The following is a 24,890-nucleotide window of genomic DNA, read 5'->3' as shown; positions in this document are numbered from 1 at the left end:
CGCACAATGAGGAGACGCTTTTGAGGTGAACGGAAAGTTCCGCCTGTGTAACACAGACGTTATCAGTTAGTGCTCATATAAGGTGGTACCGCGCAAAAAGCGCCCTTGATTAATAATCAGGGGCGCTTTTTTGTCGATTTAAATGAAGGAGGAACAACAATGAGATATCAACGGCCAAAAGGCACCGCGGACATTTTGCCAGGCGACAGTGAAAAATGGCAATTTGTTGAAGAGACGGCGCGTGACATTTTTAAGACGTACCAATTTAAAGAAATTCGGACGCCATTATTCGAAAACTTTGAAGTTTTCTCCCGTTCTGCAGGGGATACTTCAGATATTGTAACGAAGGAAATGTATGATTTCCATGATAAGGGTGATCGCCATATTACCTTACGTCCAGAAGGCACTGCCGGTGTTGTCCGGGCTTTTGTGGAAAATAAATTATATGGCCCCCAAGTTTTAAAGCCTTACAAAGTTTATTACATGGGACCAATGTATCGTTACGAACGTCCTCAATCAGGTCGGCTTCGCGAATTCCATCAATTAGGGGTGGAAGCATTCGGGAGTGAAAGTGCGGCTTTGGATGTGGAAGTCATCGCAATGGGGGTTAGCTTACTTAAAAAGTTTGGTTTAAACGACTTAAAGTTAGTGATTAATACCTTAGGCGATCAACAAACGCGTGACGATTATCGTCAAGCCTTGATTGATTACTTGGAACCTCATTTTGAAGAATTAAGTGATGATTCTAAGGAACGCTTGCACAAGAATCCATTACGGGTCTTGGATAGCAAAGCGCCAGAAGATCAAAAGTTCGTGGCTGATGCGCCATCAATCTTAGATTACTTGAGCGATGATGCCCAAGCTCATTTTGATGAAACTAAAGCGTTACTCACGGCGTTAGAGATTCCGTTTGAAATCGATGCAACGATGGTTCGTGGATTAGATTACTATAACCACACGATCTTCGAAATTATGACGAATTCGAAATCATTAGGCCAAGGCTACACGACGATTTGTGCCGGTGGTCGTTACAACGGTTTAGTGAAAGAACTTGGCGGTCCAGAAACGTCTGGTGTTGGGTTTGGTCTCGGGGTTGAACGGCTCTTAGTTTTAATGGACGCTGAAAACATCGCCTTTCCAAATAATGATCAACTAGATGTTTACGTGGTTGGGATTGGTTCAGAAGCTAGTGCCACAACGTTGAAGTTAGCTCAAGCATTACGTGGTGCTGGGTTTAGTGCCGAACGCGATTACTTGGATCGTAAACCTAAGGCCCAGTTCAAGAGTGCTGATCGCTTAAACGCGCGTTACACGATGACGGTGGGCGAAAGTGAAATCGAACAAGGTGTGGTTAACTTAAAGGCAATGGCAACTGGTGAAGAAACTCAAGTTGCGATGGCAGATGTGTTAAACCATGCACAACAAGTATTAACCGGTAAATAGACGAGGAGGAATTGTGATATGAAACGAACCACTTATGCTGGCTTAGTTAATGAAGATTATTTAGGCCAAGACGTGGTCTTACAAGGTTGGGTGCAAAAGCGCCGAGACCTTGGGAGCTTGATTTTTATTGATTTACGCGACCGGGAAGGCATTGTGCAATTAGTCTTCAGTCAAGAATTTTCACAAGCGGCGTTAGACGTTGCTGATCAATTACGGGGCGAATATGTGATTGAAGTGCAAGGGAAAGTTGTTAACCGTAATGGTAGTGCAATTAACCCGAACATGAAGACCGGTAAAGTCGAAGTTGAAATCCATGAAGCTAAGATTTTAAACAAGGCGAAGACGCCACCATTTTACATTCAAGATGACATCAATGTTTCTGATGAATTGCGTTTGAAGTATCGTTATTTAGACTTACGGCGGCCAGAAATGCAAAAAGGCTTGAAGATTCGTAACGGGATCACCCAAGCGGTTCATAGCTATTTTGACGCTAACGGCTTCTATGACATCGAAACGCCATTCTTAACGAAATCAACGCCTGAAGGGGCTCGGGATTATTTGGTGCCTTCACGGGTTTATCAAGGTCACTTCTACGCCTTGCCTCAATCACCACAATTGTTTAAACAACTATTAATGGGTGCTGGTTTTGATCGTTACTATCAAATTGCCCGTTGTTTCCGGGATGAAGATTTACGGGGTGACCGTCAACCTGAATTTACGCAGATCGATATGGAAACGTCATTCTTATCTGCTGAAGAAATTCAAAGCTATACTGAAGGCTTGATTAAAAAAGTCATGCATGATGTTAAAGGGATTGACGTGAAGACACCATTTGACCGGATCACGTGGCAAGATGCCATGAGTCGCTTTGGTTCTGACAAACCCGATGTGCGTTTTGGGATGGAATTAAAGGACATGTCTAAAGCTGTCGCCGACTCTGGGTTCAAGGTCTTTACGGGTGCCTTAGACAATGGTGGCGTAGTTAAAGCAATCGCCGTTCCTGGTGGTGCTGACAAGTATTCACGTAAAGCCATTGATGCCTATACGAGCTATGTTGAACGCTTTGGGGCGAAAGGCTTAGCCTGGATGAAAGTTACGGATGATGGCTTTAGTGGTCCTGTGGCGAAGTTCTTCAAGAATGATGATGACTTTGCTAAGATTACTGCTGCCGCTGATGCAAAACCAGGGGACTTACTCTTGTTTGCGGCTGACAGCTTTAAGGTTGTTTCGGAAACGTTAGGTTACTTGCGTAAAGCCATTGCCAAAGAACAAGATATGATCGATGACAACAAGTACGCTTATTTGTGGGTTGTTGACTGGCCATTGTTTGAATACGATGAAGGGATTGAACGCTGGGTTCCTGCCCATCATCCATTCACGATGCCAAATGAAGAAGATGTGCATTACTTGAACGATGGTGAAGACCCTCATCAAGCGCATGCTCAATCTTACGATATTGTTTTGAACGGTTACGAATTGGGTGGCGGTTCGATCCGGATCCATACGCGTGAACTTCAAGAAAAGATGTTTAAAGCGTTGAACTTTACCCCAGAACGGGCCAAAGAACAATTTGGATTCTTATTAGATGCCTTAGACATGGGCTTCCCACCTCATGGCGGTTTAGCAATCGGGTTAGACCGATTTGCCATGTTGCTATCCGGTAACGATAACATTCGTGAAGTGATCGCGTTCCCTAAGAACTCGAAAGCTTCCGAACCAATGACCAACGCACCAGCGCCAGTTTCTGATCAACAATTAGCCGATTTAGACTTGTTGATTAATCGGACGGACACTGATGATGAACCTGAAGCTTAATTAACAATAATCATAACGATAAAAGGAACGTCCAGTTATTTAGACTGGACGTTCTTTTATGTTCGTGTTAGGTTTAAATTAAAATTTAATTGGAGGAATTTTAATGTCAGCTACTGAAACAGCAATTTTTGCCGGTGGGTGCTTCTGGTGTATGGTCCAACCATTTGATAGTCAACCAGGAATCGTGAGTGTTGTATCCGGTTTTACTGGTGGTCACACCGTTAATCCAACCTATCAACAAGTGAAAGCTCATCAAACTGGACATACCGAAGCGGTTAAGATCACGTTTGATCCGCAACAGATTAGTTATGCAGATTTAGTTGAAATTTATTGGCATCAAACTGATCCAACCGATGCGATGGGCCAGTTTCAAGATCGTGGTGATAATTATCGCCCGGTGATTTTTGTGAATAGTCCTGAACAACGGGCAATTGCCGAAGCTTCTAAAGCAAAACTACAAGCGGCTGAGTTATTTGATAAACCGATTGTCACGAAGATTGAAGACGAAAAACCGTTTTATCCTGCCGAAGCCGAACATCAACGGTTCTACAAAAACAATCCGGTAGTCTACGCTGAACAAGAGGCCGGTGGTCGGGCTGATTTCATTGCCGAAAAGTGGGCTCAAGCACCGAAAGTTGATTAGCTTAATGGGATTTTGCTGAGAAGCGTGAGACTTTCGGTAGAAATGGGCTAAAACCTGCTAGCCGCAGTTTTAAAATGGTAAAATAACGGATAGCAATGATAAAGGAGCACATTAAATCATGGATGATTTTCAGCAGTTGACCAAACGTCATCGCGATGTTTTTAAAGCGTCAACCGCATTTATTTATGCCATTTTAGTTTCTGTGGCCATGAACTTTTTCTGGACCCCAGGTCATATTTATTCTTCAGGAATTACCGGGTTAGCACAATTGGTCAACAGTTTAATGACTAAATTTTTACCTTTCCAATTGTCGACCGCGATTTTGCTATTTTTATTAAACGTACCAATGTTTATTATTGCCTGGCGATCAATTGGCCATCGCTTCACCGTTTATACATTTTTAGCGGTTGTCCTCTCTAGTATTATGATCAAGATTGTGGCACCAGAGGGACTGACTCATGATCCGATTATTTGTGCCATTTTTGGTGGTGCACTGAACGGATTTGGGACTGGGACGGCGCTTAAAAATGGGATTTCGACTGGTGGGCTGGATATTATCGGGATTGTCCTGCGTCGTAAAACAGGACGTAGCATTGGGACCATCAACATGGCTTTCAACTCGATTATTGTCATTTCCGCCGGAGCTGTTTACGGCTGGCCATATGCGTTTTATTCTGCGCTAGGATTGCTAGTTAATGGCCGGGTGATGGATATGACTTATACGCGTCAACAAAAGATGCAAGTGATGATTATTACCAGTCGGCCGAAAACGGTGATTGATAGTGTCCAAAACCGCATTCGCCGTGGGGTCACCATCGTGCACAATGCCGAAGGGGCCTATCGTCATGATGACAAGACCATTTTATTTACGGTGATTACCCGTTATGAAATGTCGGAATTAACGGCAGCGATGGCAGAATCTGATCCACATGCCTTTGTCAGTATTTCGAATACCGTTAAAATTTTGGGCCACTTTTATGAGCCCGAACCATAACCAAATGGAGTCGTTGGGAGACCAGCGACTTTTTTTAACGAAATTTTAAAATTAGGTTATTTTCAGTGAACACCAGTCATAAGGTTTTTAAATATGATAAACTACTAGATGTTAACTAAAATGACTTGACACCGGGAATGACCGGGAAATATAGAAGGGGCTACCGTGAAAAAAATAGTGTATATGTGGCTAGTGACGATTATGTCCTGGCTGGCGCATTTTAAAACAACCAATCAAGTGATATATTTGATGAGTTTTGCGGATAATTTGGCCTTTATTCGGGAGCTGCAAACGCAAGTCGGGTCGCGGTTAACGGTGTATTATTTACCGTCAGCGACAACTGCCGCTGACGAACTAGCTGAAACCGGTATTGCGGTTCGACCGTTTCGTGATTCACTTGGTTTTGCCCTTACTGGTATTCCGGTGCTTACTCAAGCGGATATCATTTACTGTGATAATTACTATGCGTTTCTGGGTGGACTAACCCGCCGATCAGCGCAACGAATCGTGCAATTGTGGCATGCAGATGGTGCGGTTAAAGCGTTTGGGTGGGGAGATCCTCAAACTAGTCAACGGTCACGGGCTGATCAACGGCGATTCCAACGGGTTTATAATCAATTTACAGATTATGTCGTGGGTTCACCAAAGATGGGGCAAGTTTTTGCGGCAAGTTACCATGTTGACGTTGATCGGATGCGCGTGCTCGGTTATCCACGTTCTGATCGTTATCGGGATGCACAATGGCTTGATCAAACACGGACCGCAATTTATCAAGCTCATCCTGAGTGGCGTGATCGACGCATCGTTTTATATGCGCCGACGTATCGTGAAGGCGTGACGTTTGAGTTGCCAGCAGACTTTGGCCAGTTGCAGCTAGCGCCCGACCAGGTACTAGTTCTGAAGCTTCATCCGCATTTACAGGCACAAACGGCCGCTTTAATTGCCCAATATCCGAATTTGTTGACAACCGCGACTGATTTTAGCACGGACGACTTATTAACGGTGACGGACACACTAATTAGCGATTACTCATCGGTGATTTTTGACTATGCCCTCTTGCCAAATTGTCAAAAAATGGTATTCTATGTTTTTGACTGGCAAAACTATCAACAGCGTGTTGGTCTACAGCTTGATTTTGAGCAATGGGCGCCGGGCCCGTTAGTTCGGACTGTGACGGCTCTTAATCAAGCATTAGCACAACCCGCGACACCGCAACAGTTACCAGCGTTTAATGCCCTATGGAATACACATAATGATGGTCAAGCTGGGCAACGAACGGTGAGATATTTTCACCAGCAAACAAAACCATATCAGAAATAGAGATAGGAAGTGGCTAAGCCTTGAAAGAGGTCGTAACGATTATTAAAGAGCAGTTCCAAAATATGGGGATTATCTGGCGGATTTCGAATTATGAAGATCAAGCTAGTTATCAAAGCCATTATTTGGGATTAGCTTGGGAATATTTATATCCGTTAATTCAAATTGGGATTTATTGGATCGTCTTTAGTGGTGGCTTCAAAAAAGGGAGCGATCTTGACGGTGTATCCTACTTGATGTGGATGGTCATCGGGATTACCCCTTGGTTCTTCATGAACCGGGCCATTCTTGATGGTTCTAAAGCCATTTACCAACGGGTTGGTATGGTTTCTAAAATGAAGTTTCCAGTGTCAGTGTTACCATCGATTCGAATTGTCGGTAACTTGAATTCTTTCTGGACGATGCTGGTCTTCTCAATCGCCTTGGGCTTCTTCAATGGGATTTATCCGGCCCTTGCCTGGCTACAATGGATCTATTATTTCTTCGCGATGATGTGCTTGATGTTTGCCTTGAGCACGTTTAACTCCACCGTTTCGGTGTTAGTGCGTGACTGGCAAATCTTGTTACAATCTATGATGCGGATGCTATTTTACTTATCCGGGGTCTTATTCAACTTCCAAACGACTGGCTTTCCAGCACCGTTTGTGCGAATATTAGAATTGAATCCGTTTTGGTATATCATCTCCGGCTTCCGGCAATCGATGTTCCACCAAAGCAGTGATTCCTACATGTGGAGTCGGCCATTACTAACTTTGATTTTCTGGAGTTTTGTCCTATTAGTCTTGTTAGTAGGTTCACACTTACACTATAAGTTCCGATCACGATTTGTTGATTTAATATAAAAAAGGGGTAACTTAATGGCTAGTCTTAAACATCGTTTAAAGATGGCAATTAAGATTCTCATCCGGGGTGGACTCATCGTGTTAAACGATGGGTTCATTTTATTACCAATAAAAAAACACAGCTTCGTGTTTGAGAGTTTTAATGGCAACGATATTAACGATAATCCAATGGCCTTATATCAGGCCTTATTGCGACAGCATCCGGAGTATGCGTCGGATTGTTATTTTAACGTCAAACCGCGGTTATATGCCACGTTGCATGCTAAATATCCAGATATGCAACTGGTCAAACGGTTTCATTTAAAGTGGGTTTGGGTCATGGCTCGCGCGAATTTTTGGATTTTTAATTCACGGATGCCGCGGTGGTGGCGTAAAAATGATCAGACAACCTATGTGCAGACATGGCATGGGACGCCTTTAAAACATTTGGGGTTGGATATTGCGGCCGTTGAAATTCCGGGGACTGATACGCAAACGTATCATCAAAAGTTTTTAGATGAAGCGCATCGATGGGATTATTTGATTGCACCTAATCAATATTCCCATGATATTTTCACGCAAGCCTTTGGGTTTAATCATCAGTGGCTGGATACGGGGTATCCGCGTAATGATCGGTTGTATAATGCAACCGCAACTGAAATTGCTGATTTAAAACAACAGTTGCTGGGTCGTCAACCACAACAGGTGATCTTGTATGCGCCAACTTGGCGTGATGATGACTTTCAATATGTCGGTCGCTATAACTTTAAATTGCCATTTGATTTGGCCACATTTTTTCAACATGTGGCCCCAGATACCATTTTAGTCTTACGACCACACTATTTAGTGAAAGATCAGATTGATATTACGGGTTTTGAAGATCGCGTTAAAATCTTGGCAGATGACGATATCACGATGCTCTATTTGATTAGTGATTTAATGATTACAGATTATTCGTCAGTGATGTTTGATTTTGCCAATTTAAAACGACCACAACTGTTTTACGCTTATGATTTGGAACATTATCGTGATCAATTACGAGGGTTTTATTTTGATTATGAAACAGAATTACCAGGGCCGTTAGTGACGACCGCCACTGCGTTGTATCAAGCGCTTGATGCTTATACTGCTGGTCAGTGGACACCAACCGAAGCGACTGAGGCCTTTTATGAACGCTTCTGCGGTTGGGAAGATGGTCATGCCAGTGAGAAAGTTTTAAACCAAATTGGAATTGAGGGGTAAGCCGATGTTACGAATTGGATCACATGTGTCGATGAAGGCACCGAAGATGCTATTGGGGTCAGCGGAGGAAGCTGCCAGTTATGGGGCTAATACGTTCATGATTTATACGGGTGCGCCGCAAAATACGAAGCGTAAGCCAATTGATGAACTGAATATTCCAGCTGGAAAAGCCTTTATGGAAGCTCACGACTTAAGTCAGATCGTCGTACATGCACCATATATTGTGAATCTTGGCAATACGACGAAACCGGGTTATTTTGATTTTGCCACTGAGTTTTTAGCTCACGAAATTGAACGAGCCGAAGCGGTGGGGGCCACACAATTGACCTTACACCCAGGGGCCCATGTCGGGGCTGGAGCGCCGGCAGCAATTGCACAAATCGTGAAAGGCTTAAATGAAGTGATTCGGCCAGACCAAAAGATTCAGATCGCCTTGGAAACGATGGCGGGTAAAGGAACCGAGGTCGGCCGAACCTTTGAAGAGTTAGCCGCTATGATTGATGGTGTGACTTACAATGAAAAATTATCTGTGACCTTTGATACGTGTCATACAAGTGATGCGGGTTATGCGATTAAAGATGATTTTGACGGGGTCCTCAATGAATTTGACCATGTGATTGGGTTAGATCGGTTAAAAGTGGTGCATCTGAATGATTCTAAAAATCCACAAGGGGCCCATAAGGATCGCCATACCAATCTAGGATTGGGAACGATTGGTTTTGACACCTTGAATTATGTGGCGCATCATCCGCAATTGGCTGATATTAGTAAGATTTTGGAAACGCCTTATATTGGGGAAGACAAAAAACATCAATTTGCGCCGTACCGCTATGAATTGGCGATGCTCAAGGCGGGAAAATTCAATCCCAACTTAGTTGCTGATGTTGAGAATCAATGATAAGTTAAAAATACCAGTTTACTCACAAAACAAAAGTGGGTAAGCTGGTATTTTTAACTACTGCTATTATCTCTATATTAATGATGTGCGGGTTCGTTATAACCTAAGCTTTCAGTAATGAGTGTGGCAGTTTCTTCAATTGATTTGTTGGCGACGTTAATAACCAGACAACCGATCTTCTTGAAAATTTCGTTGGCGTATTCCAATTCGGCTTTGATTTCATCCGTATTGGAATACATCGTATCTGGATTTAAGCCATATTGGATCATGCGTTGACGCCGAATGGTATTCAATTGTTCCGGATCGTTAGTTAACCCGAAGATCTTTTTCGGGTCAACCCGCCAAATCTCATCTGGAATTTGCGCTTTAGGGACTAATGGTAAATTAGCCACCTTTAAGTTGCGATTAGCCAAGTAGAGTGATAATGGGGTCTTCGAGGTCCGAGAAACTCCTAATAAGACGACATCGGCATCTAAGAAGCCAGTGGGATTCTTGCCATCATCATAAGTGACTGCGAACTCAATCGCATTGATGCGATCAAAGTAGTTGGTATTCAGATCATGCATTTTACCTGGCTTGTTAGCAGGCTGCTCATGTGTGATCCCTGAGAATAAGTCCAGTGTCGGTGTCATGACGTCATTGTAAGGCAGATCGTGTTCACGACAGAAGGTGGTCACGGTTTGACTTAAGTGACGATCAACAAAAGTATAGTAAATTGTGGCGTGTTCTTTTAACGCTTGGGTGAGAATCGACTGTAATAATGATGCAGTCCGAACGAATGGAAAGCGTTGATAAGTAATATCTAAATCAGAAAATTGGGCCGCGCCGGCTTGCGCAACTGCGTGGGCCGTTTCACCGACAGAATCGGATAAAATGAAAATTTTAATGGCTTGCATGTTAACAACCTCATTTCAGTATCAATAGTGACTATAGTGTAGCATAGCGCCTGATTTATGAAAACGATTTATTCACGTTAAACTAAGGATTTGGCATAATAATTCAAATTAACGTAAAACTTTTGTTGACGTGGTTTTTCTATTTATGTATAATTTACTAGAACAGTTGTATTATGTAAGTATGCATAGTTTGACGGTTACTTTTTAAGCTCGGAGGGAGGGAATTTTAATGGCAAAAACAGTCGTTCGTAAAAACGAATCTCTTGATGATGCTCTTCGTCGCTTTAAACGTACCGTTTCAAAAAGTGGTACTTTACAAGAATACCGCAAACGGGAATTCTACGAAAAACCAAGTGTGAAGAAGAAGTTAAAATCAGAAGCCGCTCGTAAGCGTAAGAACCGTCGTCGTTTCAAGTAATTAGTGTAAACTAAGTCACTTGAAATGAAGGAGGGCAACCAATGAGTTTAGTTGATACACTCAATGGTGATCTTAAAGCTGCGATGAAAGCACGCGATAAGCAACGCTTAAGCGTCATTCGAATGCTTAAATCAGCCTTGATGAACGAACAAATCAATGCCGGTCATGATTTAACTGAAACTGAAGAAGTGAGCGTGGTTTCACGTGAATTGAAGCAGCGTCGTGAATCATTGACCGAATTTGAAAACGGTCATCGGGACGATCTAGTAGCTGGGGTAAAAGCTGAAATTGCGATTGTTGAAACGTATATGCCAAAACAATTGTCTGACGATGAAGTCAAACAAATTGTGGCAGCAACGATTGAACAAGTCGGAGCGACCGGTAAAGGTGACTTCGGTAAAGTGATGGGTGCAGTTATGCCAAAACTTAAAGGTCAAGCTGATGGCAAGCTTATCAACCAAACAGTTAAATCATTATTGAATTAACAGTTAACCAGAGCCTCGTGCTCTGGTTTTTTTGTGACCAAATTTTAAAACGTCGTTGGGCGCAAAGCTGGTCGCGGTGGGGGTTTTATGCTATGATTAGTTAACATTAAACCCGTTTAGCGACTAGCAATCAGTGGTCGGATAAACGGGGCGCATTACTGCGGTGATGCGTCATAAATCTGTTAATAAAGGAGTCCATGTTTTTGACCGAAAACTCAAAATATGAACAAAAGTTTTTAATTGCGAATCCGGCTCAATCAGTGGCGTTACTTGGTCCAGAAGACCAATATATTGCGATGCTAGAAGACGGATTGCACGTTAATCTGCACGTATTTGGTGATCAAATTACCATTAGTGGCGATGACGAAGCGGCAGTTCATAACACTCAAGCTGTGTTAGACAATTTAGCGCATTTGATCCAACAAGACATCCAAATTGGTGCGCCTGATGTGATTAGTGCGATTAAAATGGTCAATCGCGGCACTTTAGACTATTTTCAAGATTTATATGCAGAAACGTTAATTAAAGATAATCGTGGCCGACCAATCCGGGTCAAAAACTTTGGTCAACGGCAGTACGTTCAAGCAGTTGCCAAAAGCGACATCACGTTTGGGATTGGCCCCGCTGGGACTGGGAAAACATATTTAGCCGTGGTGATGGCCATTGCAGCGTTAAAACGTGGCGATGTTGAAAAGATCATTCTAACGCGGCCAGCGGTTGAAGCCGGAGAAAGTTTGGGCTTCTTACCAGGTGATTTAAAAGAAAAGGTTGATCCTTATTTACGGCCAATTTACGATGCCTTATATGATATCTACGGGGCTGAACATACCCAACGGTTGATGGATCGCGGTGTCATTGAGATTGCGCCGCTAGCTTATATGCGTGGGCGGACGTTAGATCATGCGTTTGTTATCTTAGATGAAGCGCAAAATACGACGAATGCGCAAATGAAGATGTTTTTAACTCGGCTCGGTTTTGGCGCTAAAATGATTGTTAATGGTGATATTTCGCAAATTGATTTACCCCATCATACTAAAAGTGGGTTGATTCAAGCGGAACAAATCTTAAGTCATGTGACTAACATTGCGTTTGTTAAGTTTACAGCAGATGACGTGGTTAGAAATCCAGTCGTTGCTAAGATTATTACCGCGTATGAAGCAGTCGAACAAGGCTAGACGGAGGACACAATGGATTTAGAATTATACGATCAAACCAAAGATGGTGCGACAACCGGTGAGTTACAATTAGTGCAAGACCTCATTGCGGCAGCCGGTAAAGAGCTTAAACTCAAAGATGATACCGAAGTTTCAGTGACACTGATGAATAATGACGATATTCAAAAAATCAATGAACAGTATCGTGGTGTTGACCGCCCAACTGATGTGATTAGTTTTGCGATGCACGATGATGATGACGATGATTTAATTGTGATGGATCCGGAAATGGCGGCTGAAATGCCACTAAATTTAGGCGATATCATGATTTCAGTGGATAAGGTGGCGGAACAAGCCGCCTTTTTACAGCATTCACCGGAACGCGAACTTGGTTATTTAGTGGTCCATGGTTTTCTTCATTTAAATGGGTATGATCACTTACAACCAGCGGATGAAAAAACCATGTTCCAGTTACAAAGGAAGATTTTAGATGACTATGGCCTCGAAAAATAGCCCCAAACCGCCGCAGATTGATAAAAACCACTCGTTTTGGCAATCTTGGCAGCACGCTTGGAACGGGCTGAAGACGGTTGTTAAAGAAGAGCGTAATATGCAAACTCATTTGGTCTTAGGTGCGGTTGCGCTGCTGATCGGATGGGCTGTTCATTTAACCACAAGTGACTGGTTATGGCTGTGCCTGGCGATCTTTTTGGTTATGTTATGTGAGATTAACAATACCATTGCAGAAAACATCTGTGACTTAGTAACCGGACCACATTACCATCCGTTAGCAAAAAAGGTCAAAGATATTGCGGCCGGTGCGGTGGTCTTTGCGGCAGCGTTTGCCGTCATTGTTGGCTTAATTTTATTTGTTCCCAAGCTTTGGCCGCTCGTCTTAGCTTGGACAACGAAAGGATAGATTTATGGAAAACACAGCATTTCATTCCGGCTTCGTCGCCATTATTGGACGACCAAATGTCGGTAAATCAACGTTATTAAATCGAATTGTGGGTCAAAAAGTGGCCATCATGTCAGATAAGGCCCAAACGACTCGAAACCGAATTCAAGGGATTTATACGACTAAAGACACTCAAATGGTCTTCATCGACACTCCTGGGATTCACAAGCCCCATAGTCGTTTAGGCGATTTCATGGTCAAATCAGCATTATCAACTTTAGGTGAAGTTGACGCCGTCTTGTTCATGATCAATGCGGACGAACGGCGTGGTGCCGGTGATAATTTCATTATTGATCGGTTAAAGAGTGTTAAAAAGCCAATTTACTTGGTTATTAACAAAATTGACCAAGTTCATCCTGATCATTTATTGGAAATTATGGATCAGTATAAGGATGCTTTACCTTGGACGGAAGTTTACCCTATTTCGGCCTTGGAGGGTAATAATGTTGACGAATTATTAGCAACCTTAAAGGGTAAATTACCAGAAGGTCCACAATACTATCCATCTGATCAAATTACTGATCATCCAGAACGATTTGTTATTTCTGAATTGATTCGGGAAAAAGTGTTGGAATTAACGCGTCAGGAAGTGCCACATTCAACGGCGGTGGTTATTGATTCCATCAAGCGTCAAGACGAAGAAAAAGTGCATATCCAAGCCACAATTATCATTGAACGTTCCTCACAAAAAGGGATCATCATTGGTAAAGGTGGGAGTATGCTCAAGAAGATCGGTTCTCTAGCACGACGTGATATTGAACGGCTCCTTGGAGATAAGGTTTACTTGGAATTATGGGTTAAAGTGCAAGAAAACTGGAAAGACCGGGAAAACTTATTAGCCAGTTATGGTTACCGGCAAGATGATTATTAGAAACATTAGGTGATAACATGGCTCAACAACTCGTCACCAATTTTAATGGTATTTTATTGTATCGCCGTGACTATCGTGAACGCGATATGTTGATTAAATTTTTAACTGCGGAATATGGTAAAAAAATGTTTTTTATTCGCGGTGCTCGTAAACGTGGTTTTAAAATGGCGGCGGAACTGTTGCCGTTTACCATGGGCGAGTACGTTGGCGACTTACGTGATCAAGGGTTGTCATATATTAATAGTGTGAAAACTGTACAATATTTTGAACAGATCAGTCAGGATATTGAGCTGAATGCGTATGCAACTTATATCATGAGTTTAATCGATGTGGCTTACCCAGATAATCAACCCGTTGGTCAGTGGTTTCAACAGATCACGAGCGCTTTACAGTTGATTGATCAGCATGTGGCGCCGGCATTAGTGACCAATGTCGTTGAGATTCAATTATTGGGTGTCTTCGGGGTCGCACCAGAATTACGATGGTGCACGGTGTGTGGTCGACAAGACTTGCCATTTGACTATTCTGAAAGTTATGGGGGCTTGTTGTGTCAGCAGCATTGGCACTTAGATCCGCATCGACTACATGCCAGTCAAGCTGCGCTATTTTATTTGCGGCGTTTTTCAGTACTGGATTTAGCTAAGGTGCATTCGATTAACGTGAAGCCAACCACAGCTAAACAGTTGCGGCATATTCTGGACACGATTTATGATAATTCGGTCGGGTTGCATTTAAAGGCTAAACGGTTTATTGATCAGATGGGCAGTTGGTACCAACCGCTGCAACCAAGATCACAAGATGATTAGCGGTGTGGTGCATTGACAAAGTGCAGACAGTCGGCTATGATGATGAAGAACTGAATAGTTAAGTGTTGATGAGAGAAAGTGACGTTGAACGACTTTAAGTGAGACCATGGTGGTGAGAAATGGTTAAGTTAACGACGTGATTGGCGCTCTCGGAGCTTTTTACCAATTAATCAAGCTGCTGAGGGTTTCCTCAGAAGTAGGGTGGAACCGCGAAATCAATCGTCCCTATGTCGTTTTTTGTGAAACGGCAGGGGACTTTTTTTGTGCGGTTAACCTGGATTCAGTCACTAATTTTTGGGAGGAAAACAATGAGCAAAAAGTTATCAGTGCAAGAGATTATCTTAACCTTGCAAGAATTTTGGTCAGATCAAGGTTGTATGTTAATGCAATCTTACGATACGGAAAAAGGGGCCGGGACAATGAGTCCTTACACCTTCTTACGTGCAATTGGTCCCGAACCATGGAATGCGGCCTATGTTGAACCATCACGGCGGCCAGCGGATGGTCGGTACGGTGAAAATCCAAACCGGTTATATCAACATCATCAATTCCAAGTCGTGATGAAGCCTTCACCTGAAAACATCCAAGACTTGTACTTACAAAGTTTGGAAAAATTAGGGATTAATCCGTTAGAACATGATATTCGTTTCGTTGAAGACAACTGGGAAAACCCATCAATGGGTTGTGCCGGTGTTGGTTGGGAAGTTTGGCTTGATGGGATGGAAATCAGTCAATTCACTTACTTCCAACAAGTTGGGGGTCTTGAAGTTGATCCTGTCACGTCTGAAATTACTTATGGGTTGGAACGGTTGTCATCTTATATTCAAGATGTCAATTCTGTCTTCGATCTTGAATGGGGCGATGGCGTCAAATATGGCGATATCTTCTTGGAACCAGAATTTGAAAACTCAACTTATGCCTTTGAAGAAAGCAACGAAGACTTGCTGTTGATGTTATTCGATGAATATGAAAAAGAAGCCAAACGCCAAATTAAGGCGGGGTTGGTTCATCCAGCCTATGACTATTGCTTGAAGTGTAGCCATACCTTTAACTTGATGGATGCACGTGGGATGGTTTCTGTGACGGAACGGGCCGGTTACTTAGACCGGATTCGGAACATGGCCAAGTCCATTGCCAAAGAATTTGTGGCGCAACGTGAAAAACGGGGCTTCCCATTACTTAAACATGCACAGGAGGCGGCAGAATAATGGCTAAAACTTATTTACTTGAAATTGGTTTAGAAGAAATGCCAGCGCATGTCGTAACGCCTAGCATTTTGCAATTAAAGGAACGTGTTACCGCGTTTTTAAAAGAACAACGGTTAGATTTTGATCAAATTAATTTATTTTCAACGCCGCGGCGCTTAGCAATTCAAATTGAAGGGTTAGCCGACAAACAAGCGGATGTGAAAAAAGAAGTTCGTGGACCAGCTAAAAAAATCGCCCAAGACGCTGATGGTAACTGGACTAAGGCTGCGATTGGGTTTTCTAAAGGCCAAGGCGCTTCAACCGATGATATTGTCTTTAAAGAAATTAAGGGCACGCCATATGTCTTCGTTCAAACCTTCACGGCTGGTAAAGCCGCTAAGGATGTCTTAGCAGATGGGATTAAGGCGGTCATCACCAAGATGAACTTCCCAACCATGATGAAATGGTCAACGTTTAGCTTCAAGTATATTCGGCCTATTCGTTGGATGGTTTCATTATTAGATGATGAAATTGTCCCAATTCAAATTTTGGATGTGGCAGCTGGTCGTGTGAGTCGTGGTCATCGTTTCTTGGGCCATGATGTAGAAATCAAGCAAGCCGCTGACTATGAAACCACTTTAGCGGACGTTTTTGTCATTGCCGATGCCGACAAACGGAAGGCCAAGATTCGCGAACAAATCGCCACGTTAGCTAAAGATCATGATTGGCATATTGTGGTTAACGAAGACTTGTTGGAAGAAGTTAACAACTTAGTTGAATATCCAACCGCTTTTGCCGGTGATTTCGACACGAAGTATTTGCCAATTCCTGATGAAGTGTTAATTACGTCAATGCGTGACCATCAACGGTTCTTCTATGTGACCGATGCTGATGACAACTTGTTGCCACACTTTGTTTCGGTTCGTAATGGGAACACAGAACATCTGCAAAATGTCGCGTTAGGAAATCAAAAGGTCTTAACGGCGCGTTTGGAAGACGCTGCTTTCTTCTATCATGAAGACCAACAACATTCGATCCAAGAATACGTGGAACGTTTGAAGAAGGTTAGTTTCCATGACAAGATCGGGACGATGTATGAAAAGATGCAACGGGTCATGGTTATCGGCGACTTTTTAGCCAAGCACTTTGGCTTGAGCGAAACCGAAATTAACCAAGTTCACCGAGCTGCTCAAATTTATAAATTTGACCTCGTGACTGGGATGGTTGGCGAATTCCCTGAATTACAAGGGGTAATGGGTGAAAAGTATGCCGTCTTGAAGGGTGAAAACCCAGCTGTAGCTCAAGCTATTCGGGAACATTACATGCCGACCAGTGCTGATGGTGATCTGCCAAAATCAAAAGTTGGCGCTGTTTTGGCTTTAGCTGATAAGATTGATTCTATCACTAGTTTCTTCGCTGTTGGGTTAACTCCTAGTGGGTCTAATGATCCATTTGCCTTGCGTCGTCAAGCCTTTGGGATCGTTCGGATTGTCCGTGATCAAGGTTGGGACTTCCCAATTAAAGAACTCGAACAAGCGATCCAAGCTGAATTAGTGGCCCATGATGCCACCTTTGACTTAGATTTCGGCGAACAAACGCAATCGGTAGCCGACTTCTTAACGGATCGGGTTAAGCAATGGTTCAGCAACCATCAATTACGTTATGATATTGTTGACACGGTTATTAAAGGTAGTCGTCAAGATATCCGCGAAATGTTCAAAGCAGCCGATGTCTTGAATAAGCATCAAGACGATCCTGAATTCCGGGAAACGATTGAAGCATTCACGCGTTTACTTCGGATTACGGCTAAAGCAGATCATGATATTGCGGACTTACAAGTTGACCCAGCTTTATTTGAAAATGATGCGGAACAACGTTTGTATGATGCCGTTGAAAAATTGAAGACCACGGTTACCCCAGCGATGAGCATGGGCGATCGTTTCCAAGCTTTGGCGGGGTTACGGCCATTGATCGTGGATTATTTCGAACAAACGATGGTTATGAGTGAAGACGAAAAAATCCGTGACAATCATTTGACGCAATTATTAATTATTGCGCGGATGATCAACGTCATGGGTGACTTGAACCAATTAATCGTGAAATAGGGTAAAACGTCTTATAATGAAGAACAAGGTCTCACTAGGGTGAGTTGCCTTGTTCTTTTTTGCTATGATTTAAAGGTAGACCAATTTGCCACCTCTCCGTTCGCCCACATTGGGCCGGAACGCTGTGGGAAGGACCGGTTCAGCCAAAGAGCGGTCTGAACCGTTGTTTTAAACCGCCAACACCGCGTTTTAAAAGCGCCGAACTCTAAGCGATAAAATCGCTAAGAGTTCCCACGGCTGGGCTCAATGTGAGCTCACTCGGTTATATTAGTGATCACTCGGTTATATTAGTGATCACTAGGTCGATTTGTGCTCGTAATACGACCGGAGTCAGGACAGAATCGCGGACTAGCATAAATGGCTAATTTAGTCATATTGATTGACTGCTACGGTCATATTTAGCTTTCAACCTTTAATTATCAAGACATAAATTGCCAAAGTGTTTAATAAGCGAAACTTATTGTTGCAGACCTGTCAACCTTGTGGTAAGCTATATTTTGTAGAAATTCGCACGTTAATAGTCGCATCTCATTTTTGTGATGCGGCTTTTCAATGCTTGGCGGATTTTTGTGATTTTGTTGGCGCTAAATGTCAGAAATGGGGTGGCAGAGTGGCCAGTTTGATTCCCGAAGAAAAGGTCGATGAAGTTCGCTCATCAGTGAATATTGCGGATTTTATCGGTCAATACGTCCAGCTGAAAAAAGCCGGCAAGAACTTATTCGGGTTATGTCCGTTCCATGAAGAACGGACACCCTCATTTTCGGTGAATGAACCGAAACAGATTTTTCATTGTTTTAGTTGTGGTCGCGGTGGTAACGTCTTTTCATTTATCATGGAACTGGAAAATCTTAGTTTTCCGGAAGCCGTTGCCAAAGTGGCTGATTTTGGTCACATTGATTTACCGGCAACTTATACGGCGCAAGCTAAGTCTGCCCAACCTAAAGATCAATTACAAAGCGATCTGTTAAGTCTCTATGCCGATAGTGCCAAGATGTATCAACATATTTTGGTGAATACCGAATTAGGTGAACCGGCGTTAGCTTATTTACATGAGCGGGGCTTAGATGATGAAACCATCGCAACGTTTGGTATTGGTTATGCGCCGAAAAATCAATTATTACTCGATTTTTTTAAGGCCCATAAGACGGACTATCAATTGTTACGACAGTCAGGATTGTTTATCGAAAATCAGGCTGGTGAGTTGCGTGATCGGTTTGTAGATCGGGTCTTATTTCCGATTAAAGATGCCAGTGGACGCGTTATCGCGTTTTCAGGGCGGATTTTAACGAAATCACCTGATGAACCTAAGTATCTGAACAGTCCGGAAACCAAGTTGTTCAATAAACGATCAGTGCTCTTTAACTTTGATTTAGCGCGCGGGGTGATTCGTCAACGCAAGCAAGTCATTTTGTTTGAAGGGTTCATGGATGTCATTGCGGCTTACCGTGCCGGCATTCAAAACGGAGTCGCCTCGATGGGGACCAGTTTAACCAATGAGCAGATCTACATGTTAGAACGGGTCACCGATCAGCTGTATATTTGTTATGACAGTGACATGCCTGGTCAAAAAGCGACCGATCGCGCTTTAAAATTACTGGGATCGCAAAGTCGGTTAAAATTAGGTGTCGTTCAGATGCCTGATGGAATGGACCCCGATGAGTACTTACGTGCTGCGGGGAAAGAAAAGTTTGTCCAAGTCTTTGACAATGGCAAACAAACACCCACGGCTTTTGAGATGCGGTATTTACGTCGTGATTTAAATTTACAAAATACACAAGATCAATTAACTTATCTAGAAGCTGTGTTGAAACAGCTGGCACAATTGTCGTCACCAGTTGAGCAGGATTTATATCTCAATCAATTGGTCCAAGAATTTGGCTTGGATAAAGCTGATTTGCGGCAACAATTGCGTTCAGTGGTTGGGAGTCAAACCGTTCATCGGAAACCAACCCAGGCGGCACCAAGTTTGCCGCCAGAAGCGACCGGTTTAACGCCACCGCCGCCGGAGTTAGATGAGGCGGTCGCGACACCGCAACAACAATCGCAGCAGATCAATAATGTGCCATTGAGTCGTGTCGAGCGAGCGGAGCAATTACTCTTGTTCCGATTATTGCACGATCACGATGTCTGGTTACGGGTGATGGCGTTAGCTGATTTTCATTTCGTTCATGATGACTATCAAAACGTGTTGACGGAGGCTGAAGCTTATTTTGATAATCATCGTCAATTTGACCTCGCGAGTTTCACGGATTTTATGACCGATAGCCGTTTAAAACAAGTGGTGACTAGTTTAGAATTCAAAGATATTGCGACTGAAACGTCAACTGAAGAAATTGCGGATTTAGTTAATGTCATTATGAATCAGCATCCTGTGGCGGAACAGATCAGTCGTAAGCAGACTGAACTCACTGCCGCTAAACAATTAGGTAATCAGGATTTAGTCCAACAATTGACGTTGGAATTAATTGAATTATATCGTCAACAACAACAAGTTAAACAAGCGAATAGCTTATAGGAGGTCCACTTCATGGCAAAATCAACAACCACGGATTATGACAAAGCTGTTAAAGCTTTTATCAAAGAATTCAAGAAAACGGGTAGCATTAAGTATGATGACTTGTCAGATAAATTGGCTGCACCTTATAAATTAGATGCAACGGCCATTGATAAGTTATTACAAAAGGTGGAAGATGCTGGGATTAGTGTCGTCGATGAAAACGGTGATCCTGATGCGCGGGCCGTTAAGAGTGTTAAAACGGTCACTAAATCTGAATTAAAGAGTGCTGGTTCTGCGACTGGGATTAAGATTAATGATCCAGTCCGGATGTACTTGAAAGAAATTGGTCGGGTTGACTTGTTAACCGCTGATGAAGAAGTTGCGTTAGCCTTACGGATCGAACAAGGCGACGAAGAAGCCAAACAAGAATTAGCAGAAGCTAACTTGCGGTTGGTTGTTTCAATTGCTAAACGGTACGTTGGTCGGGGCATGCAATTCTTGGATTTAATTCAAGAAGGAAACATGGGCTTGATGAAGGCCGTCGAAAAGTTTGATTACCGTAAAGGGTTTAAGTTCTCAACGTATGCCACTTGGTGGATTCGTCAAGCGATTACGCGGGCCATTGCTGACCAAGCACGGACGATTCGGATTCCTGTGCACATGGTTGAAACGATTAACAAGTTAATCCGGATTCAACGGCAATTGTTGCAAGATTTAGGCCGGGAACCAACACCGGAAGAAATCGGGGCTGAAATGGATATGCCAACGGAAAAGGTTCGTGAAATCTTGAAGATTGCGCAAGAACCTGTTTCATTGGAAACCCCAATCGGTGAAGAAGATGATTCGCATTTGGGTGACTTCATTGAAGACCAAGATGCGACCTCACCAGCCGATGCAGCAGCTTATGAATTATTGAAGGAACAATTGGAAGGCGTCCTTGATACCTTAACGGATCGGGAAGAAAACGTCTTACGGTTACGTTTCGGTTTGGATGATGGCCGGACCCGGACTTTGGAAGAAGTTGGGAAAGTCTTCGGTGTAACTCGGGAACGGATTCGTCAAATCGAAGCCAAGGCGTTGCGGAAGTTACGCCACCCATCACGCAGTAAACAATTAAAAGATTTCTTGGAATAGCATCACGCAAAAAGGCCGCGATTACCGATGAAGGTAGTCGCGGTCCTTTTTGTGTCAAATTGTGGTTGAGAAACTAGGGTGCTGTTGCTCATAGCGCCAGTATGCCACGAGAATTAAAACAATGATTAAGACTTGTAAAGAAGACAAAACGAAATCCGTTAAGCCATAAGCTAAGATAATCGGCAGGGTCATGCCGAAGTAACGTAAGTTGGGCAATGTTGGTCGACGCCAATGCTTGGTGAATGCCCAGCCGTTAGCGATAACTAATGCCAAAAATCCGAGGCCGCCAAGTAGCCCGAATGACGCTAGTAACATGATCAAAATATCATGGGCATGAGGCACGTAAGTTCCAGTTAATTTTAAGTATTGTGGCGCGAAACCAAAATAAGTTACACCTAACCACGGTGCATCTTTGAAGAGTGCTAAACTATTTTTCCAAATGGTCAATCGTGACGTTAAGCCAGTTTCCCAGGAATAGCTACGTGGTAACCAGTTTAAAGCCAGGGCACTGATTAGGCCGACAATCCCGGTTGTCAGTAGTCCGTAGCGCCAGTTTAAATGATAGCTGGTCCATAAGACGAGAATAACCATCAAGATGAGTCCGGTACGCGACTGTGTCTGGTAAATGCCTAACATCAACAAGCCGACTGTTAGCCAATTCAAGAGGCGCTGTCGAGAAGTGAGCCGATCTAGGGCGGTCGGTGTCTTGAACTGCGCCAAACTAAGGCCTAACGCGATGAGTAACAAAAAACAGGCATCATTGGGATTGTAAGCAGAACCAAAGAGCCGATCTTGATTAGCCGCGTAGCCCCATAAGAGGTCACCCACTAAAAATTTCACCCAGTTTGGTAAGGTAATCCACTGATTGAGCCATTGGAAGAGATTGCCACTGATGGTGATGTACACGCCAAACTGAATAATGAACTGGCGAATTTGGGCTAAGGTAATCAAATGAGCCGATTGCCGACATAGCAACCACAAGTTCATTAGGACGATTAACATCATGGCCGAGAGCAAGACACTACGATAATCGTGATGATTCAAATTGAGCCCGGTAATGCCGAGTAATAATAAAATAAATAAAAGCATTTGGTCATGCCAAATATTCTTGGGATGCCGAAATAGTCGTAGCCATTGCCAGCGACTTAAATAAATTAACCAGCCGATGCCAACCGGCGGTAAGATGGCCAAGAGCTTGAGCCCTAGCAAGAATTGTGGGGCAGTTAAGGTCGATTTCTTTAACATAAGTGAACGCAAGCTTTCTGTCTAATTTTTAGCCATTGTTTTATTATGCCATGTTCGTTGGTGGGTTAACCGGATGTTAATGAAATCTTAGTTGTCTTCAGCAGAATTTATGTTTTTAACCGCAATAAAATCATAAATTATTAGTTGTAAATCGTTAATCCTGGTGTGTGCATGTTAAAATAAAAGCAGAGATTAACTATAATTTATTAAAGGGGTTATGTCGGTGGATGCCAAACAGTTATCAAAACGATTAGCGACAGTGGGGGCGTTTGTGCCATCTGGCGCCCGAATCGCAGATATTGGGTCGGACCATGCCTATTTACCCGCGCATTTGGCGTTAAAAAAGCAAATTAGTTACGCGGTAGCAGGCGAAGTGGTTCGTGGCCCCTATGAAAATGCCCATCATGAAATTCAGAAATTAGCCTTATCAGAACTTGTGCACCCACGGTTAGCCGATGGATTGGCCGCCATTGAGCCAGATGATCATATCGATACGATTACGATTGCTGGGATGGGTGGCCCATTGATTCGACAGATTTTGACGCAAGGCCCGGCGCAATTAGTTGGTGTCAAGCGGCTAATCTTGCAACCAAATGTTGGTGCGGCAACGGTCCGTGAGTGGTTGAGTCAAAATGGCTTTGAGTTGGTTGATGAACGGATCTTAGCTGAAGATGGCCATACGTATGAAATCTTAGTGGCCGATCGGGCGACAACCCCGGTAACGTATTCGCCTGCTGAAACGTTATTTGGGCCATTCTTATTAGCCGAAAAGTCGCCGGTTTTTATCGCCAAATGGCAACATGAATTAGCTCGTGCCCAGCAAGCAGTTCAACAAATGCAACAAGCTAAAGTTGAACCGACGGCACATTTAGCCGCGGCACAGGCTAAAATTACTTTAATCAAAGGAGTCTTGGAAGATGCTGGCAAGTGAATTAATTGCCCGATTTGAAGAATTTGCACCATTGAAGTTGAAATGGCATCATGATCCAACGGGATTACAAATTGGTGATCCGCAACAAGAAATTCATAAAGTCTTAGTGACCCTGGATGTACGACCAGAAGTTGTCGATGAAGCGATTGCGGTTGGGGCGGATATGATTTTTGCGCATCATCCAGTCATGTTTCGGCCAGCAGATAACTTAGATTATCAAGAACCTCAAAAAGCGATGTATGGCAAAATTGCAGCACATCATATCTTGGTCTACGCAGCGCATACAAACTTGGATTGCGCTGAAGGTGGCATGAATGATTGGTTAGCCCAAGCCCTGCAACTGCAACATGTAACTGGGTTAGTGCCTGGCTACCGCGAACCGGCAGTCAAATTGACGGTTACTGTACCAGCAGCTCAAGCTGAAATGGTCCAAGAATGTTTGGTTAGCCAGCATCAGGCCCAAGTTGATCGCTATGCGTTAAATTCTGGTGAACAATTCAGCGTTGATTTATTGAAAGCTGATTTGTCAGCGGCAGTGACGGCCATTACGGGCTTGGTGGGGGTTGATAATTGGGATTATCAAGTGACACCATTGTTAACCGGTGGTAAACAATACGCGATGGGTCGCATCGGTGATTTAGTCAAACCAATGACGGTGCAAAATTTTGCGCTAGCTTGTAAGGCGGCCTTTCATGTTGATGGGTTACGCTTAATCAGTAATCAACCCGATCAACTCATTCAGCGAGTGGCGGTACTTGGTGGTGATGGGGGTAAATTTTATCAAACTGCCCAACAACAAGGCGCCCAAGTTTATGTCACTGGCGATGTTTACTACCATACAGGTCATGACATGTTGGCAGCGGGAATTTCAGTCATTGATCCTGGTCACCATATTGAAAGCATTTGTAAACCACAATTAACGCGCTTGTTTAAAAAATGGCAAGCTGAAAATCAGTGGTCATTATCAGTAGTTGCGTCCCAATTAAATACGGATCCGTTTACCTTTATTTAAAACTTAATTTTGGAGGAT

Annotated in this window: 23 protein-coding genes; 21 read left to right on the top strand and 2 right to left on the bottom strand. The window is 43.3% G+C overall.

What is annotated here, in order from left to right:
• Nucleotides 1–159: 159 nt before the first annotated feature.
• The 8 genes from hisS (at nucleotide 160) to FFM84_RS03780 (ending at nucleotide 9,173) form a co-directional block, all read left to right on the top strand.
• Nucleotides 160–1,443, top strand: coding sequence for a histidine--tRNA ligase (gene hisS, locus FFM84_RS03815; protein WP_130843324.1), 1,284 nt, complete (start codon nucleotides 160–162; stop codon nucleotides 1,441–1,443).
• Nucleotides 1,444–1,461: 18 nt separating this feature from the next.
• Nucleotides 1,462–3,258 (top strand): aspartate--tRNA ligase, encoded by a 1,797-nt coding sequence (gene aspS / locus FFM84_RS03810; protein WP_130843325.1) that lies wholly within the window; start codon nucleotides 1,462–1,464, stop codon nucleotides 3,256–3,258.
• Between the two features lie 103 nt (nucleotides 3,259–3,361).
• Nucleotides 3,362–3,901 carry a peptide-methionine (S)-S-oxide reductase MsrA gene (msrA, locus tag FFM84_RS03805; protein ID WP_130843326.1) on the top strand — a complete coding sequence of 180 codons (540 nt, stop codon included), beginning with the start codon at nucleotides 3,362–3,364 and terminating at the stop codon, nucleotides 3,899–3,901.
• Between the two features lie 118 nt (nucleotides 3,902–4,019).
• Nucleotides 4,020–4,895 (top strand): YitT family protein, encoded by an 876-nt coding sequence (locus FFM84_RS03800; RefSeq protein ID WP_130843327.1) that lies wholly within the window; start codon nucleotides 4,020–4,022, stop codon nucleotides 4,893–4,895.
• A 183-nt stretch (nucleotides 4,896–5,078) separates the two neighbouring features.
• Entirely contained in the window at nucleotides 5,079–6,215 is a 1,137-nt protein-coding gene (locus tag FFM84_RS03795; protein WP_130843888.1) for a CDP-glycerol glycerophosphotransferase family protein, read from the top strand.
• 20 nt (nucleotides 6,216–6,235) lie between these two features.
• The gene (locus FFM84_RS03790) at nucleotides 6,236–7,054 is read left to right on the top strand and encodes an ABC transporter permease (protein WP_130843328.1); all 819 of its coding nucleotides are present in this window, start codon (nucleotides 6,236–6,238) and stop codon (nucleotides 7,052–7,054) included.
• A gap of 15 nt (nucleotides 7,055–7,069) precedes the next feature.
• A complete protein-coding gene (locus FFM84_RS03785; RefSeq protein ID WP_130843329.1) occupies nucleotides 7,070–8,275 on the top strand; it encodes a CDP-glycerol glycerophosphotransferase family protein in 1,206 nt (401 codons plus the stop codon).
• 4 nt (nucleotides 8,276–8,279) lie between these two features.
• Nucleotides 8,280–9,173, top strand: a complete 894-nt coding sequence (locus FFM84_RS03780) for a deoxyribonuclease IV (protein ID WP_130843330.1) — start codon at nucleotides 8,280–8,282, stop codon at nucleotides 9,171–9,173.
• 77 nt (nucleotides 9,174–9,250) lie between these two features.
• On the opposite strand, the gene FFM84_RS03775 is transcribed toward FFM84_RS03780, so the two are convergent.
• Nucleotides 9,251–10,069: a pyruvate, water dikinase regulatory protein gene (locus FFM84_RS03775; protein ID WP_130843331.1), complete on the bottom strand. Its 819-nt coding sequence runs from the start codon at nucleotides 10,067–10,069 to the stop codon at nucleotides 9,251–9,253.
• 229 nt (nucleotides 10,070–10,298) lie between these two features.
• Here FFM84_RS03775 and rpsU point away from each other — a divergent pair, with 229 nt between their 5' ends.
• The 11 genes from rpsU (at nucleotide 10,299) to rpoD (ending at nucleotide 21,684) form a co-directional block, all read left to right on the top strand.
• Nucleotides 10,299–10,487: a 30S ribosomal protein S21 gene (rpsU, locus tag FFM84_RS03770; RefSeq protein ID WP_003638914.1), complete on the top strand. Its 189-nt coding sequence runs from the start codon at nucleotides 10,299–10,301 to the stop codon at nucleotides 10,485–10,487.
• Between the two features lie 41 nt (nucleotides 10,488–10,528).
• Nucleotides 10,529–10,972, top strand: coding sequence for a GatB/YqeY domain-containing protein (locus FFM84_RS03765; RefSeq protein WP_130843332.1), 444 nt, complete (start codon nucleotides 10,529–10,531; stop codon nucleotides 10,970–10,972).
• 197 nt (nucleotides 10,973–11,169) lie between these two features.
• Nucleotides 11,170–12,147, top strand: a complete 978-nt coding sequence (locus FFM84_RS03760; RefSeq protein WP_130843333.1) for a PhoH family protein — start codon at nucleotides 11,170–11,172, stop codon at nucleotides 12,145–12,147.
• Between the two features lie 12 nt (nucleotides 12,148–12,159).
• Nucleotides 12,160–12,639, top strand: a complete 480-nt coding sequence (gene ybeY, locus FFM84_RS03755; RefSeq protein WP_130843334.1) for an rRNA maturation RNase YbeY — start codon at nucleotides 12,160–12,162, stop codon at nucleotides 12,637–12,639.
• Nucleotides 12,623–13,045 (top strand): diacylglycerol kinase family protein, encoded by a 423-nt coding sequence (locus FFM84_RS03750; protein ID WP_130843889.1) that lies wholly within the window; start codon nucleotides 12,623–12,625, stop codon nucleotides 13,043–13,045. Before ybeY ends, FFM84_RS03750 begins: the two co-directional genes overlap by 17 nt.
• Nucleotides 13,046–13,049: 4 nt before the next feature.
• Nucleotides 13,050–13,955, top strand: a complete 906-nt coding sequence (era, locus tag FFM84_RS03745) for a GTPase Era (protein ID WP_130843335.1) — start codon at nucleotides 13,050–13,052, stop codon at nucleotides 13,953–13,955.
• A gap of 17 nt (nucleotides 13,956–13,972) precedes the next feature.
• Nucleotides 13,973–14,761, top strand: a complete 789-nt coding sequence (gene recO, locus FFM84_RS03740; RefSeq protein WP_130843336.1) for a DNA repair protein RecO — start codon at nucleotides 13,973–13,975, stop codon at nucleotides 14,759–14,761.
• Between the two features lie 308 nt (nucleotides 14,762–15,069).
• Nucleotides 15,070–15,969: a glycine--tRNA ligase subunit alpha gene (glyQ, locus tag FFM84_RS03735; protein ID WP_130843337.1), complete on the top strand. Its 900-nt coding sequence runs from the start codon at nucleotides 15,070–15,072 to the stop codon at nucleotides 15,967–15,969.
• Nucleotides 15,969–18,053, top strand: a complete 2,085-nt coding sequence (glyS, locus tag FFM84_RS03730; RefSeq protein ID WP_130843338.1) for a glycine--tRNA ligase subunit beta — start codon at nucleotides 15,969–15,971, stop codon at nucleotides 18,051–18,053. The genes glyQ and glyS overlap by 1 nt, the downstream gene beginning before the upstream one ends.
• A gap of 610 nt (nucleotides 18,054–18,663) precedes the next feature.
• Complete coding sequence (gene dnaG, locus FFM84_RS03725; RefSeq protein WP_130843339.1) at nucleotides 18,664–20,568, top strand: DNA primase; 1,905 nt, start codon at nucleotides 18,664–18,666, stop codon at nucleotides 20,566–20,568.
• Nucleotides 20,569–20,580: 12 nt separating this feature from the next.
• Complete coding sequence (gene rpoD, locus FFM84_RS03720; RefSeq protein ID WP_130843340.1) at nucleotides 20,581–21,684, top strand: RNA polymerase sigma factor RpoD; 1,104 nt, start codon at nucleotides 20,581–20,583, stop codon at nucleotides 21,682–21,684.
• Nucleotides 21,685–21,738: 54 nt separating this feature from the next.
• Here the strand turns inward: rpoD and FFM84_RS03715 are convergent, their stop codons facing one another.
• On the bottom strand, nucleotides 21,739–22,929 hold the full coding sequence (locus FFM84_RS03715; protein WP_130843341.1) for an O-antigen ligase family protein: 1,191 nt from the start codon (nucleotides 22,927–22,929) through the stop codon (nucleotides 21,739–21,741).
• 223 nt (nucleotides 22,930–23,152) lie between these two features.
• Between FFM84_RS03715 and FFM84_RS03710 the strand changes: the two genes are divergently transcribed.
• Nucleotides 23,153–23,860: a tRNA (adenine(22)-N(1))-methyltransferase gene (locus tag FFM84_RS03710; RefSeq protein WP_130843342.1), complete on the top strand. Its 708-nt coding sequence runs from the start codon at nucleotides 23,153–23,155 to the stop codon at nucleotides 23,858–23,860.
• Nucleotides 23,847–24,872, top strand: coding sequence for a Nif3-like dinuclear metal center hexameric protein (locus FFM84_RS03705; RefSeq protein WP_130843343.1), 1,026 nt, complete (start codon nucleotides 23,847–23,849; stop codon nucleotides 24,870–24,872). The genes FFM84_RS03710 and FFM84_RS03705 overlap by 14 nt, the downstream gene beginning before the upstream one ends.
• Nucleotides 24,873–24,890 lie beyond the last annotated feature (18 nt).

The organism is Lactiplantibacillus mudanjiangensis, from assembly GCF_005405385.1.
GTDB lineage: Bacteria > Bacillota > Bacilli > Lactobacillales > Lactobacillaceae > Lactiplantibacillus > Lactiplantibacillus mudanjiangensis.
Note: the sequence above shows the minus strand (reverse complement) of the source record. Positions and strands in the feature narration are given on the sequence as shown.

Bases quoted from the DNA above. Each gene is read 5' to 3' on its own strand.
- hisS (WP_130843324.1), top strand. From the start codon at position 160: ATGAGATATCAACGGCCAAAAGGCACCGCGGACATTTTGCCAGGCGAC.
- aspS (WP_130843325.1), top strand. From the start codon at position 1,462: ATGAAACGAACCACTTATGCTGGCTTAGTTAATGAAGATTATTTAGGC.
- msrA (WP_130843326.1), top strand. From the start codon at position 3,362: ATGTCAGCTACTGAAACAGCAATTTTTGCCGGTGGGTGCTTCTGGTGT.
- FFM84_RS03800 (WP_130843327.1), top strand. From the start codon at position 4,020: ATGGATGATTTTCAGCAGTTGACCAAACGTCATCGCGATGTTTTTAAA.
- FFM84_RS03795 (WP_130843888.1), top strand. From the start codon at position 5,079: ATGTGGCTAGTGACGATTATGTCCTGGCTGGCGCATTTTAAAACAACC.
- FFM84_RS03785 (WP_130843329.1), top strand. From the start codon at position 7,070: ATGGCTAGTCTTAAACATCGTTTAAAGATGGCAATTAAGATTCTCATC.
- FFM84_RS03780 (WP_130843330.1), top strand. From the start codon at position 8,280: ATGTTACGAATTGGATCACATGTGTCGATGAAGGCACCGAAGATGCTA.
- FFM84_RS03775 (WP_130843331.1), bottom strand. From the start codon at position 10,069: ATGCAAGCCATTAAAATTTTCATTTTATCCGATTCTGTCGGTGAAACG.
- rpsU (WP_003638914.1), top strand. From the start codon at position 10,299: ATGGCAAAAACAGTCGTTCGTAAAAACGAATCTCTTGATGATGCTCTT.
- FFM84_RS03765 (WP_130843332.1), top strand. From the start codon at position 10,529: ATGAGTTTAGTTGATACACTCAATGGTGATCTTAAAGCTGCGATGAAA.
- FFM84_RS03760 (WP_130843333.1), top strand. From the start codon at position 11,170: ATGTTTTTGACCGAAAACTCAAAATATGAACAAAAGTTTTTAATTGCG.
- ybeY (WP_130843334.1), top strand. From the start codon at position 12,160: ATGGATTTAGAATTATACGATCAAACCAAAGATGGTGCGACAACCGGT.
- FFM84_RS03750 (WP_130843889.1), top strand. From the start codon at position 12,623: ATGGCCTCGAAAAATAGCCCCAAACCGCCGCAGATTGATAAAAACCAC.
- era (WP_130843335.1), top strand. From the start codon at position 13,050: ATGGAAAACACAGCATTTCATTCCGGCTTCGTCGCCATTATTGGACGA.
- recO (WP_130843336.1), top strand. From the start codon at position 13,973: ATGGCTCAACAACTCGTCACCAATTTTAATGGTATTTTATTGTATCGC.
- glyQ (WP_130843337.1), top strand. From the start codon at position 15,070: ATGAGCAAAAAGTTATCAGTGCAAGAGATTATCTTAACCTTGCAAGAA.
- glyS (WP_130843338.1), top strand. From the start codon at position 15,969: ATGGCTAAAACTTATTTACTTGAAATTGGTTTAGAAGAAATGCCAGCG.
- rpoD (WP_130843340.1), top strand. From the start codon at position 20,581: ATGGCAAAATCAACAACCACGGATTATGACAAAGCTGTTAAAGCTTTT.
- FFM84_RS03715 (WP_130843341.1), bottom strand. From the start codon at position 22,929: ATGTTAAAGAAATCGACCTTAACTGCCCCACAATTCTTGCTAGGGCTC.
- FFM84_RS03705 (WP_130843343.1), top strand. From the start codon at position 23,847: ATGCTGGCAAGTGAATTAATTGCCCGATTTGAAGAATTTGCACCATTG.